The 12989-nt window shown below is 71.6% G+C and carries 10 protein-coding genes; 7 read left to right on the top strand and 3 right to left on the bottom strand.

Going from position 1 to position 12989, the window contains the following annotated elements; all coding sequences use genetic code 11:
- Nucleotides 1–172 precede the first annotated feature (172 nt).
- Genes O7553_RS01640 through O7553_RS01630 form a run of 3 tightly spaced genes read right to left on the bottom strand, consistent with a single transcriptional unit; the run spans nt 173 to nt 4466 of the window.
- Nucleotides 173–2050, bottom strand: coding sequence for a PAS domain-containing protein (locus tag O7553_RS01640; RefSeq protein WP_281553141.1), 1878 nt, complete (start codon nt 2048–2050; stop codon nt 173–175).
- Nucleotides 2051–2109: 59 nt separating this feature from the next.
- Nucleotides 2110–3711, bottom strand: coding sequence for a HAMP domain-containing sensor histidine kinase (locus O7553_RS01635; protein ID WP_281553140.1), 1602 nt, complete (start codon nt 3709–3711; stop codon nt 2110–2112).
- Entirely contained in the window at nt 3711–4466 is a 756-nt protein-coding gene (locus O7553_RS01630) for a response regulator transcription factor (protein WP_281553139.1), read from the bottom strand. Before O7553_RS01630 ends, O7553_RS01635 begins: the two co-directional genes overlap by 1 nt.
- A 201-nt stretch (nt 4467–4667) precedes the next feature.
- On the opposite strand from O7553_RS01630, the gene O7553_RS01625 reads away from it, so the two are divergent.
- From O7553_RS01625 to O7553_RS01595, 7 genes are all read left to right on the top strand, one after another.
- Nucleotides 4668–5585, top strand: a complete 918-nt coding sequence (locus O7553_RS01625; protein WP_281553138.1) for a polyphosphate polymerase domain-containing protein — start codon at nt 4668–4670, stop codon at nt 5583–5585.
- 1 nt (nt 5586) lies between these two features.
- Complete coding sequence (locus O7553_RS01620) at nt 5587–6264, top strand: DUF4956 domain-containing protein (protein ID WP_281553137.1); 678 nt, start codon at nt 5587–5589, stop codon at nt 6262–6264.
- Entirely contained in the window at nt 6264–7907 is a 1644-nt protein-coding gene (locus O7553_RS01615; RefSeq protein WP_281553136.1) for a CotH kinase family protein, read from the top strand. Before O7553_RS01620 ends, O7553_RS01615 begins: the two co-directional genes overlap by 1 nt.
- Nucleotides 7908–7983: 76 nt before the next feature.
- Entirely contained in the window at nt 7984–8382 is a 399-nt protein-coding gene (locus tag O7553_RS01610) for a PPOX class F420-dependent oxidoreductase (protein WP_281553135.1), read from the top strand.
- 154 nt (nt 8383–8536) lie between these two features.
- Entirely contained in the window at nt 8537–11515 is a 2979-nt protein-coding gene (locus tag O7553_RS01605) for a glycine--tRNA ligase (RefSeq protein ID WP_281555413.1), read from the top strand.
- A gap of 192 nt (nt 11516–11707) precedes the next feature.
- The gene (locus O7553_RS01600) at nt 11708–12304 is read left to right on the top strand and encodes a CDP-alcohol phosphatidyltransferase family protein (RefSeq protein WP_281553134.1); all 597 of its coding nucleotides are present in this window, start codon (nt 11708–11710) and stop codon (nt 12302–12304) included.
- On the top strand, nt 12301–12963 hold the full coding sequence (locus tag O7553_RS01595) for a hypothetical protein (protein ID WP_281553133.1): 663 nt from the start codon (nt 12301–12303) through the stop codon (nt 12961–12963). The genes O7553_RS01600 and O7553_RS01595 overlap by 4 nt, the downstream gene beginning before the upstream one ends.
- Nucleotides 12964–12989 lie beyond the last annotated feature (26 nt).

The following is a 12989-nucleotide window of genomic DNA, read 5'->3' as shown; positions in this document are numbered from 1 at the left end:
TTGGAAGACAGAGAAGCGCGCCCCGATCGCCTGCCACGGGGGAAGCGGGCGATAGGGGCGCGCTTGAAAAGCTTAACCAGGTGAACCCCTGCCGCACAACGGGCCAGACAAGGCCAGTTTGCCGTTCAGCACGGAACGGAACAACCACCAAAAGCGACATCAACTGTCATAGTCAGCGAAAGCGGCGGCGGAGGCTGCGTCTGTTCTGCCCCGGCGCGCTGCGGTCGATCCGGCGAAGCGCCAGCTCCGAGTCACGGCGACGCTGATCAGCCAGATCGCTGAAGGTCAGCACCAGGCCGCGTACCCCCGGCACCAGCCGCAGATCCCTGCACCGCACCTCGAGCAGCACATGGCTGCCGTCCGGCCGGCGCAGCACCCACTGGTCGCCCACCGCCGACCCGTCGTGCCGGTCGCCGGCCGCGCCGAGGGTCCGGGACACCTGCTCCTGGTCGGCGGGGTGCACCAGGTCCCGCCAGTCGGCGAGGACCGCCGGCTCGACCCCGAACAGCCGGCTGCACGGCGGACTCGCGTACCGGATCCGGTCGTCAGCTCCGACGATCACCACCGCGTCGCCGACGGTGCCCGCGACCAGATTGAGATACCGGTCCCGGTCCCGCCGGGCGGCGTCCTCGGTCGCGGCGATCCGGTGCAGGGCCAGCGCCGCCTGAGCGGCGACCACCTCGATCGCGTCCCGGCTGGCGGCCAGCACCCCGGCAGCCGCCCCGACCAGCAGCGCGGTACCGGTCCCGCCGGACGAGGCCGGCACGGCCAGGCCGGCCACCAGGGCGGCCGGTGCCGGGGCGAGCCGGTCGGCCAGATCGGGATGCAACAGCCGGATCGGCATGATCCGGGTACGCCGCCGCGCCGCGTCCACCGGCAACGGGTCGTCGACGACGACCTGGGGCTGCCATTCGGCCACCGACTCCGGGTCGGGCGGCCCGCCGCCGGCCCCCGCCACCGGGCGGCGCACGGCGAACAGGACCTGGTGATCGGTCCCGGCCGGCAGCAGCTCACCGACCGACCGGCGGACCATCTCGGCCACCTGCGCGATCGTGGTGGCCGACAGCAGCCGCGTCCCGGCTTTGCGCAGCGACCGTTCCCGGTGCACCGCGGCCCGGTGCCCGGTCACCGAATCGACCACCCGGGTCACCGCGAGCATCGTGGTGAGACCGGCCGCCGCAGCGGTCACCAACCCGTCGGGCAGCTCGGCCGGCGCTCCGGCGAACGCCTGGATCACCAGCAGGAACGGCACGGTCAGACAGGTGATCGTCAACAGACCTACCCGCATCGCGGCGACGTCGTCCGGGCCCGGGTCGGACCGGGTGGCCAGCCGAGCCATGTTCGGGTGCAGGGCGGCGACCCCCCAGCTGACGTAGAACACGTACCAGCCGAGTTCGGCCGGGTGCCCCGGCTGCCAGCCGGCGTTGAGTTCGGCGGCCGCGTACCAGACGTCGGCGGTCAGCATGCCGGCCGCGCCGACCGCCAGCCCGATCACCGTCGGATCCCGCCAGGCGGCGGCCGCCAGGCGCAGCATCACCACGACGACCAGCACCCCACCGAGACTGTGCACGGCCAGCAGCGCCTTCTCCACCGCTGGCAGATCCACATCGGTCACCGCCGGGCCGACCACCAGGGTCCAGGTGATCAGGCCGGTCACCACGACCAGCACCAGGGTGTCCAGCAGAGCGGACCGGTCCCGCAACGACACCGTGGTCCGGGTCAGACTGAGCACCCCGGCCGCAAGCAGGCCGAAGGTCGCCAGGTAGGCGGCGTCGGCGATCAGCGACAGAACCTCGCCGACAGCACCCGCCGTACGCCGCGACAACTCGTAGTGGACGTCGCCGACCGCCAGCGCCCCGGCGCCGCCGGCCAGCAGCAGCCAGGGAAGCCGGCGGGGCGGCCGGTGCCGGTGGATTCCCCAACCGACCGCGGCCACGCTGACCACGCCGATCGCCCCCCACCAGACGGCGGCGGCAGCCGGGGCCCCGAAGACCGCCGCGCCAAGAACAGCCTGCACCGCGAGGTAACCGGTCAGGACGCGCCGTGGCACCGGGACTCCTCCAACAAGATCGGCCGGCCGCCCGGACCGCGGACCGCGCCGACCCCCGGCTACAGCATGAGGGCCGGCGCGGGCCGGCACAACATCGGCTCGGGCAGCAGTACGCGGAACACGGCACCACCGCCCGGCCGGTCGTACAGCTCGATCCGGCCGGCGTGACCGTCCACGATCGCCGCGACGATCGCCAGCCCGAGACCGGAGCCGCCACCTCGCGCCCGGGTACGGCTGGGATCCACCCGGTACAGCCGCTCGAAGACCCGCCCGGCATGCGCCGCCGGCACGCCGGGACCGGTGTCGGTCACCTCGATCACCGCCAGCGGCGCGTCCGCCGGCAGGTCCCGCCCGACCGCCGCGAGCGGCCGGTCCGACGGGGCACCGCCAGCGCCGGCCGGCAGATACCCCACCCGTACGGTGATCTCGGCCGCCGGCGGGGTGTGCTGCAGCGCGTTCGCCACCAGGTTGGCGGCCACCTGGCGCAGCGCCGGCTCGTCCCCCGGCACCGAGACCGGCTGCAGTTCGGGTGCGACCGGCTCCAGGTCGGGTGCGGTGGAGCCGACCGGTCCGGCCGGTGCCATCCGGACCCGACGGTCGGGAGCCCGGGCGGACGCGTCGCGGATCGTGTCGGCGGTGACCGCGAGCAGATCCACCGGTCGACGCACCGGCTGCCGACGCTGGTCCAGCCGGGCCAGCAGCAGCAGGTCCTCCACCAGCAGCCCCATCCGGGCCGCCTCCGCCTCGATCCGGCGCATCGCCTCGTCGAGTTCCGGGCCGGGCGTCGCCCCGCCCCGCCGGTACAGTTCGGCGAATCCCCGGATCGAGGTGAGCGGGGTGCGCAGTTCGTGCGACGCGTCCGCGACGAACTGCCGGAGTCGCTGCTCCGAGGCGGTCCGGGCGGCGACCTCGGCCCCGATCCGGTCCAGCATCGAGTTCAACGCGCCGCCGAGCCGGCCGACCTCGGTGTGCGGGTCGGCGTCGAGGACCCGCCGGGCCAGGTTGCCGCCGGTGATCTCGGCGGCGATGCGTTCCATCCGGGTCAGCGGGCGCAGCCCGAGCCGGACCGTCGCGGCGGCGACCAGACCGAGCAGCACCAGGATCAGCAGCACCACCACGGCGTCGATCATGAGCAGCGTGTCGGCGGTCGCGTCGACCTGGCGCAGCGAGACGCCGACCACAGCGAGCCCGCCGTCGGCGCGCGGCACCGCGAGCACCCGCCAGGATCCGTCACCATCGACGGCGGGCACCGTGTAGGAACGCCGGGCAGCGGCCCGCTCGACCAGCGCCGGATAGTCGTCCAACGCGGGCAGGGCGGCATCCGGGTCGGAGGAGAACTGCTGGGTGAGGGTCCCGTCGGCGGCGTACAGCAGGACCGACTGGGCCGGTTGCAGGGAGGCGCCGGGGAAGGGTCGGGGTCGGGGACCGTCCTGGTCGAGGGTGGGCGGCGCGGACCCGGCGTACGGTCGGCTCATCAGCCGCAACTGCTCGTCGAGCCGGTCGGTCAGGCTCTGCCGCAGCAGGACCAGACCGGCCGTGTTGGCCAGCAGCAGGGCGACGGCGGTGAGGACCGCGGTGGCCAGCACCAGCCGGGACCGCAGCGTCCAGTGCGACCACCGCCGTACGGTGATCGGGGAACGGAACCGTTTCAGGTGCCGCATCAGACACCGCCCGACCGGGGCAGTCGCAGCGTGTAGCCGACCCCCCGGACGGTGTGGATCAGCGCCGGCTGGTGCTGGTCGATCTTCTTGCGCAGGTAGTAGACGTACGACTCGACGATCCGGCCGTCGCCGTCGAAGTCGTAGCTCCACACCCGGTCCAGGATCTGGCTCTTGCTGACCACCCGGCCGGCGTTGACCAGCAGATACCGCAGCAGGTTGAACTCGGTCGGCGACAGATCGACGCGCTGGCCGGCCCGGCGTACCTCGTGGGCGTCCTCGTCGAGCTCCAGGTCGGCGTAGCGCAGCACCCGGTCGGTCGGCTCGGGCTCGTCGACGACGCCGCTGCGCCGCAGGATCGCCCGGATCCGCAGCACCACCTCCTCCAGGCTGAACGGCTTGGCGACGTAGTCGTCGGCTCCGACGGTCAGCCCGGCGATCCGGTCCTGCACCGCGTCCCGCGCGGTCAGGAACAGCACGGGTACGTGCCGGCGGCCGCCCCGGCGCATCGTCCGGGCCACCTCGAAGCCGTCCAGATCCGGCATCATCACGTCGAGGACCACCAGATCCGGCTCGAACTCCTCGATCGCCACCAGGGCGGCGCGGCCGCCGTCCACCGCTCGGACGTCGAACCGGATCAGCCGCAACGTGGCGGCGAGCAGGGCGCAGATGTTCGGCTCGTCGTCGACGACCAGGATCCGGGGAGCCCGGTCCGGTCCGGCGTCGGCTACCTGGCCGATCTCGGCGGGTGAGGTCATCCGCCATGCATACCGGCGCAGTCTCGGAGCCGGCTGGGAGCCGGCTGTGGGGTGGCCGGGCAAGCACAGGCACCAACGGACGCGCTTCGGTCATCGGCCGTTCGCCTCAACTTCACATCCCGTTCCGAGGTTGTTTTGATCTGCGCGGTGTTTCCTCACCTTCGCACCGAATCCGCCCTACCTGAAGGTGAGGACCTGCCCATGCGACCCGAATCGGCACCGCCGACGACGACCGGACCAGGACCGGACGACCGGGCCGGCCACGGTACGGACGACCGGGCCGGTCACGCGCTGCGGGGCGTCACCCGGCTGCACGCGTTCAACCGGTACGAGATCAAGTACCTGGTCGACAACGCGGCGGTACCGGCACTGCGTGACCAACTCGCCCGCCGACTCGACCGGGACAGCCATGCCGGGACCACCGGGTACGGGGTGTGGAGCCTCTACTACGACACCGACGACCTGCGGTTCTACTGGGAAAAGATCGAAGGGCTGCGGTTCCGCCGCAAACTGCGGATCCGGCACTACGGCGACCGGACCGGCATCGACGACGACACCACCGTCCACGTCGAGATCAAGCAGCGGGTCAACCGGGTCACCCAGAAACGGCGGATCGCGCTGCCGTACCGACTGGCCCGTCAACTGTGCGACGGCCGCGCCATGATCGACCACACCGAGCCGCAGCGGGGCTTCGTGCAGGAGGTCCTCGGCCTGGTCAGCGGCCTGGACCTGCGCCCGGTGGCGATCACCGGCTACCACCGGCAGGCGTTCGTCGGCACCGGTGCCGATCTCGGCCTGCGGGTCACCCTGGACACCCGGGTCCGGGGTCGGGACCGTGATCTGCACCTGGGCGTCGACGCCGAAAATCGGTTCATCGTCCCGCCGTGGCGTTCGATCATGGAGGTGAAGGCGAACGAACGGGTCCCGTACTGGTTGACCGACCTCGCTGCGCAGGCCGACCTGTCGGTCGTGCGGGTCAGCAAGTACTGCCAGTGTGTCGAGGCGTTCGGGCGGGCCCCGCGGTCGGTGTTCCATCTGCCGGCCGACGCGCCACCACCGCCTCCGGACCGGCCGGCCGGCGAACTGCTGGCCGTCGGCGCGAGCGGCGGGCGGGCCTGACATGGACATCACCTTCCAGGACCTGTCCAGCACGTTCAGCCTCGGCGACATCGCCGCGTCGCTGGCGCTGTCCTTCGTGCTCAGCGCAGTCATCGGCTGGGTCTACCGGGCCACCCACCGCAACGTGTCGTACAGCCAGTCGTACGTTCAGACACTGATCATCCTCGGGATGCTGATCTCGTTGATCATGCTGGTCGTCGGCTCCAACATCGCCCGGGCCTTCGCCCTGGTCGGCGCGCTGTCCGTGGTCCGGTTCCGCAACGCGATCAAGGAGACCCGCGACGTCGGCTTCATCTTCCTGGTGATGGGCGTCGGCATGGCCTGCGGCACCCGGTTCTACCTGCTCGCGGTGATCGCCACGGTCGCGATCTGCCTGATCATCGGGGTGATGTACCGCTTCAACTGGTTCGCGCTCAACGTGCAACGCCAGGTGGTGAAGGTGCAGGTGCCACCGGACCGCGACCACACGCACGCCGTACAGGACGTGCTGCTGCGGCTGACCACCGAGTTCGAGCTGGTCAGCATCGAGTCGATCCGGGGCGGAGCGCTGACCGAGCTGATGTACACGGTCAGGTTGAGCAAGGGCACCGAGCCGGGCGAACTGATCGCGGCGTTGAGCGGGCTGACCGGCGGCCAGCGGGTCACGGTGCTCACCGGCTACGACCAGACGGACCTGTGATGAGCGGTACACCGTCCACCCCGAATCCACCGGCCGTGCCGCCGGCCGCTGCGCCGAAGCACCGGTTACGGCACCGGATCCCGCTGCGCATCCGGCACAACTACCGGCTGCTGGCCAGCTGCGCCGTATTCCTGCTGGTGGTCACGGTCGTGCTGGGCAGCACCCGGATCCGGCCGTACGTCACCAGCGCGGCCGACGCCGCGACCGACCTGGTGACGGTCGACATCGCCGGCACCATTGACCTGTTCGACCCAACGGTGGCCCACGAGATCTCGCTGGTCTTCGCCGACGCCGACTACCAACGGATGCTCGACGCCTACTTCGACGACGGCGAGAAGGAGTACCTCGAGGCGGACCTGGTGGTCGACTCGACCACGATCCCGAGCGTGGGAATCCGGCTCAAAGGCAACTCCACCCTGTCCGGTCTGACCCGCGACGGTGAGACCGTGCAACGCGGCGGGGCCGCCCCCGACGGCGGACAGTCCGGTGCAGGGCAGCGACCCGACGGTGGGCAGGGACAGCAGCAGGGCGCAGGCGGGCCGGGCGGCGGTATGGGCCGGGCCGGGCTGGCCGCCGAGGAACCGGAGAACCTGCCCTGGCTGATCAGCTTCGACACGTTTGTCGAGGGACGGCGCTACCAGGGACTACAGGAGATCGCAGTGCGGGTCGGCGGAATGGGTGGCGGTAGCGCCGTGGCCAACGAGGCCCTCGCCCTGTCGTTGCTCGATACCGCCGGGATGGCCACCCAGCGGTACGCGTTCAGCGCGTTCACGGTCAACGACCGGCCCACCACCGCCCGCCTCGTGGTGGAACACCCCGACGAGCACTACGCCGCCGGGCTGGGTGACAGTGGCGTGCTCTACAAGTCGTTGGCCGGCGGTTCGTTCACCTACCAGGGCGAGGATCCGGTCGAGTACCAGGATGACTTCAAGCAGATCAACCTCACCGGAAGCCAGGACCTGCAGCCGGTGATCAACCTGATCCGCTGGGTGTCCGAGGCGTCCGACGACGAATTCGACGACGAGCTGGCCGATCACGTCGACGTCGAGTCGTTCGCCCGCTACGTCGCCGCCCAGAACCTGCTGCTCAACTTCGACGACATGGCCGGTCCCGGCCGCAACTACTACCTTTGGTACGACCTGGCCACCCGGAAGTTCACGGTGGTCAGCTGGGACCACAACCTGACGTTCAGTGGCGACGCCACCCTCGGGCCGCAGGACGCGGTGACCATGGGCGGTGGCCGGTTCGGTGGTGGCGACGGCGGTGCCACGCCGCAGAACGGCACGGCACCACAGGACAGGTTCGCGCCACCCGACGGATTCCAGCCACCCGACGGATTCCAGCCACCCGACAGGGCCGGCTCCGGGGCGGCGCCGCAGGGCGGCGGTCCCGGCCGGTCGGCCGGGCACCCGCTCAAGGAACGGTTCCTGGCCAGCGACGCGTTCACCGAAGTGTACGAGGCCGCGTACCGCGATCTCTATCAGCGGATGTTCGCCAGCGGCGCGGCGACGGCCGCGCTGGACGGCCTGGCCGCCGTCCTGGCAACCGTCGACGGTCAGGACGGCTCGGCGGTCGCGACCGAGCTGGAACAGCTGCGGACCACGGTCGAGCAACGGACGGAAAGCCTGCGCGATCAGGTGTGAGCGGCGCCTGGCGGCCGTAGAGTCGGTGACCGTAGGCGACCAGTCGACCCGTCGCCCGCTGGAAGGAGCTCCGTCGATGGCCAAGCCGCCGATGCCGCAACACCTGGTCGAAATGCTGGGCCGGCCGAACCCGTCGGTGATGGGTACGGTGAGCCCGAGCGGCACGCCGGTGACCGTCGCCACCTGGTACCTGTGGGACGACGGCCGGGTGCTGCTCAACCTGGACGCCGGGCGCAAGCGGCTGGAGCATCTGCGGGCCGACCCACGGGTGTCGCTGACCGTGCTGGACGGCGACTCCTGGTACCGGCATGTCAGTCTGCACGGCAGGGTGACCATCGAGCCGGACCCCGAGCTGGCCGGGATCGACCGACTCGCCCGGCACTACACCGGTGACCGCTACCCGAACCGGGAGCGCCCCCGGGTGTCCGCCCGGCTGACCGTGGAGTCCTACCACGCCTGGGGCTTCGACCGCTGAACCTCCGCTCCCAGCGGACCGCCCACCGGTGCACGGGTCACGGCCCGTTCAGGCCGGTCGCGGCCGGGCAAATAGAATGGCCCGGAATCAACCGCCGCCGGCCGGTACCCGACGTACCGGCCGTCACCGACCTTGGGAGCAATTCGTGCTGACGATGCAGGACGCGCTGGCCCGCCTCGCGGCGTACTGGGCCGAGCAGGGTTGCCTGACGGTCCAGCCGATGAACACCGAGGTCGGCGCCGGCACGCTGAACCCGGCCACGTTCCTGCGGGTGCTCGGTCCCGAGCCGTGGCGGGTCGCCTACGTAGAGCCGTCGGTGCGTCCGGACGACGCCCGGTACGGCGAGAACCCGAACCGGATCCAGACCCACACCCAGTTCCAGGTGATCCTCAAGCCGGAGCCGGGCGACGCGCAGGAGCTCTACCTCGGCAGCCTGGCCGCGCTCGGCATCGACGTGGCCGCGCACGACGTCCGGTTCGTCGAGGACAACTGGGCCTCACCGGCGCTCGGCGCCTGGGGTCTGGGCTGGGAGGTCTGGCTGGACGGGCTGGAGATCACCCAGTTCACCTACTTCCAGCAGGCCGGTGGGATCAACCTCGAGGTGCCGTCGGTGGAGATCACCTACGGCATCGAGCGGATCATGATGGCGTTGCAGGGGGTCCGTCACTTCAAGGAGATCGCGTACGCGCCGGGCATCTCCTACGGCGAGATCTTCGGCCCCGGCGAGTACGAGATGTCCCGCTACTACCTCGACGACGCCGACGTCGCCACCAACCGGCAGCTGCTCGACCTGTACGCAGCCGAGGCGCAGCGGATGATCGACGCCGGGCTGCCGGTCCCGGCGCACAGCTTCGTCCTCAAGTGCTCGCAGGCGTTCAACGTGCTGGACGCGCGGGGCGCGGTCTCCACCGCCGAGCGGGCCACCGAGTTCGCCCGGATGCGCCGGCTGGCCGGCGAGGTGGCGCAGCTGTGGGTGCGCCGCCGCGACGAGCTGGGCCACCCACTCGGCGTGGTGCCACCGGCGCCAGCCGGGCAGGCCGACGCAGCGGCCGCGCAGCCCGGTGAGTCGGCCCCGGCCCGGCAGCTGGTGTTCGAGATCGGCACCGAGGAGATGCCGCCATCGGAGGTCCGCTCGGCCCGCCAGCAGGTCGCCAAGCTGGTCGCCGACCGGTTGGCCGCGACCAGGCTGATGCACGGCGACGTCCGGGTGCTGGCCACCCCACGCCGGCTGGTCGCCGTCGTCGACGCGGTCGCCGCCCGCGAGCCCGACCACACCCGCACGGTACGCGGCCCGAAGGTCGCCGCCGGGTTCCGCCCGGACGGCACACCCACCCCGGCTGCGGCGGGCTTCGCCCGTTCCCAGGGGGTCGAGGTGACCGACCTGGCCCGGGTGGAGATCGGCGGCGTACCGCATCTGGCGATGCTGCGCGACGAGCCCGGCCGCACCGCGACGGAGGTCCTCACCGAGGTGCTCGCCGGGGTGGTCACCGGCCTGCGCTCGGCGAAGAACATGCGCTGGCGGGATCCGCAGCTGGCGTTCACCCGTCCGGTCCGGTGGCTGCTGGCGCTCTGGGGTGACCTGGTGGTGCCGGTCGAGGTGTCCACGCTGGCCGCCGGCCGGACCACCCGGGTGCACCGGACCGCCGCGACGTCGACCGTCGAGGTGGCCGACGCGGAGAGCTACCTGGCGACGGTCCGTGACGCCGGCATCGTGGTGGACCCGGAGGAACGCCGGGCGATCGTCACCGCCGCCGCCGGTGAGCTGGCCGCTGGCGTCGGCGGCCGGGTCGACCTGGCCGCCGAGGCTGGTCTGCTGACCCAGGTGGTGGACCTGATCGAACAGCCGACGCCGCTGCTCGGCGGGTTCGAGGAACGCTACCTGGAGCTACCTGAGTCGGTGCTGGCCACGGTGATGCGCAAGCATCAGCGGTACCTGCCGGTGCGGGGCGCGGACGGTGCCCTGTTGCCGCACTTCGTGGCGGTCGCCAACGGCGCGATCGACGTCGATCTGGTACGGGCCGGCAACGAGGCGGTGCTGCGGGCCCGGTACGAGGACGCGGCGTTCTTCTACCGCGCCGACCGGGCCACCCCGCTGGCCGAGCTGCGGTCCCGACTGAGCCGGTTGACCTTCACCGACAAGCTGGGGTCGATGGCGGACCGGGCTGACCGGATCGCCGGGCTGGCCGGTGACCTGGCCGAGATGATCGCGCTGTCCGATGCGGACCGGGCGACCTTGGACCGCGCGGCCGAGCTGGTCAAGTTCGACCTCGGTTCGCAGATGGTCACCGAGATGACCAGTCTCGCCGGGGTGATGGCCCGTGACTACGCCGGGCACGCCGGAGAGCCGGCGGCGGTCGCGCAGGCGGTGTTCGAGGCCGAGTTGCCGCGCAGCACCGGTGACCAGTTGCCGCAGTCGCTGCCGGGGGCGCTGCTGTCGCTGGCCGACCGGCTGGATCTGGTGACCGGCCTGGCTGCCACGGTCGGCATGCCGACCGGCAGCAGCGACCCGTTCGCGATCCGGCGGGCGGTGCTGGGGCTGTTGGCGGTGCACCGGAGTCAGCCAGGGCTGGCCGGGATTTCGCTGGCCACCGGGCTCGCGGCTGCCGCCCGGCGGCAGCCGGTGCCGGTCGACGACACCGTGCTGGCCGAGATCGTCGAGTTCCTGACCCGCCGGGTGGAGCAGTTGCTGACCGAGGAGGGCCAGCCGGTGGACCGGGTCCGCGCGGTACTGGCGCACGCCGACCGGCCGCAACTGGTTGACCGGCTGCTGGCCCAGCTGGACCGGCTGCTGGCCGACGAGCAGTTCCGGGCGCTCGCCGAGGCGTTGCAGCGGGCCCGGCGAATCGTCCCGGCTGACGTGCCCGCCGAGTACGACCCGGCGCTACTCACCGAGCCGGCCGAGGTACGGCTGCACGAGGTGGTCAAGCAGGTGCGGGCCGACCTGGACCACAGCGCGGACCTCGACCGGTTCACTGGAATCGCCGGGCAGCTGACCGCGCCGGTGAACGCCTTCTTCGACGACGTCTTCGTGATGGCCGAGGATCCTCAGCTGCGTCAGGCCCGGCTGGGTCTGCTCGCCACGGTCGCGACGCTCGCCGCCAACCTGCTGGACTGGCCGCAGCTGCGGATGTGACCCCGAAGAAGCAGTTCGGCCACGCGTGGTGGCGGGGCGATTCGGCCACGCGGCGGGGTCCGCCGGCCGTGCTACCGTCTGTCAGTCCACACTCGGTGTCGACAAGGAAGGCGGGGGCCGGCCATCACGTCTCCGGGAGCCTGCGACACGCACCTGTCCGCCGGTGCCGCCACAGCCGCGCCGCACGGTTGGGTGGACGGGCCTGCCGGGCCGGTCCGCAACGTACCGAATCTCATCACCACGGTCCGGACCGTGGTCGCCGTCGGCTTGGCCGTGCTGGCCGTCGTCGGCGACAGCACGGTACTCACCGGCGTCGCGATCGGCTGCTACTGGATCGGTGACATGGCGGACGGTCTGGCCGCCCGGCTGCTGCGGCAGGAGACCCGGTTCGGTGCCGTCTACGACATCGTCTGCGACCGGGTCTGCTGCCTGGCGGTCGCCGCCGCGCTGATCCCGCTGCTGCCGTCGATGGGCGTTCCGCTGGTCATCTTCGTCGTGCAGTTCGTCGTGGTGGATCTGGTGCTGAGCCTGAGTTTCCTGCGGTGGCCACTGCTGAGCCCGAACTACTTCCATCTTGTGCACACCCAGGTGTACCGGTTCAACTGGTCGCCGGTGGCGAAGGCGTTGAACACCGGCGGCCTGGTGCTGCTGGTGGTGCTGGCACCGTCGCCGGTGCTTCCGGTGGCGTTCACCTTGGCGATCGCCGCGGTGAAGCTCGCTTCGCTCGTCGTGGTGGCCCGGATCCCGCTCGCTGTCGACCTTCCGGGTCTGCGCGCCGCCTCCTCGTGATCGCGGTTCTGCTGGCCACCGTCGCGGTTGGTGCCCTGTCGGCGGTGTCGCCGGTGACTCCGATCGAGCCGTACCTCATCGCATTGACCGCCACCACGTCCTCCCCGCCGGTGGCGCTGGGTGTCGCCGCAGCGCTCGGCCAGACCGTCGCCAAGCTCGCCATGTTCCTGGCGTCGCGGGGGGTGATCCAGTCGCCGTGGCTGCGCCGGTGGCTGGCCAAGCGGACCGCGCCGAAGGCGGCGGCCACGGCCAGCGCGGTAGCGGCCGACGGCACGACGCCGACGGACACGACGGCGACAAACCCGACGCCGACGGACGACACGGCGACGGACACGCCGCCGACGGACGGCAGGCCACGGGCCGGATGGTTGCGCCGGATCGGTCCGGCGATCGGCGACCGGCTGCCGCAGGGGCTGCGCAGCAGGTTGTCCGGCTGGGCGGGCTGGGTGGCCAGGGAGCACCGCCGACTGTACGAGCCGGCGTTCGTCATACCGACCCTGTTCGCGAGCAGCGTGATCGGCGTGCCTCCGCTGCTGGTCACGACGGTGGTGGCCGGTGGCACCCGGATGCCGGCCAGCGTGTTCGCAGTGGTCTGCTTCATCGGCAGATCAATCCGATTCGTCGCGCTTGCGATGGTTCCCAGCTGGTTCAGCGGCTGAGCGTTTATCAAACCGTTACACGCATA

This window comes from Solwaraspora sp. WMMA2059, assembly GCF_027497315.1.
Lineage (GTDB): Bacteria > Actinomycetota > Actinomycetes > Mycobacteriales > Micromonosporaceae > Micromonospora_E.
Note: the sequence above shows the minus strand (reverse complement) of the source record. Positions and strands in the feature narration are given on the sequence as shown.

Bases quoted from the DNA above. Each gene is read 5' to 3' on its own strand.
- O7553_RS01635 (WP_281553140.1), bottom strand. From the start codon at position 3,711: ATGCGGCACCTGAAACGGTTCCGTTCCCCGATCACCGTACGGCGGTGG.
- O7553_RS01630 (WP_281553139.1), bottom strand. From the start codon at position 4,466: ATGACCTCACCCGCCGAGATCGGCCAGGTAGCCGACGCCGGACCGGAC.
- O7553_RS01625 (WP_281553138.1), top strand. From the start codon at position 4,668: ATGCGACCCGAATCGGCACCGCCGACGACGACCGGACCAGGACCGGAC.
- O7553_RS01620 (WP_281553137.1), top strand. From the start codon at position 5,587: ATGGACATCACCTTCCAGGACCTGTCCAGCACGTTCAGCCTCGGCGAC.
- O7553_RS01615 (WP_281553136.1), top strand. From the start codon at position 6,264: ATGAGCGGTACACCGTCCACCCCGAATCCACCGGCCGTGCCGCCGGCC.
- O7553_RS01610 (WP_281553135.1), top strand. From the start codon at position 7,984: ATGGCCAAGCCGCCGATGCCGCAACACCTGGTCGAAATGCTGGGCCGG.
- O7553_RS01605 (WP_281555413.1), top strand. From the start codon at position 8,537: ATGCAGGACGCGCTGGCCCGCCTCGCGGCGTACTGGGCCGAGCAGGGT.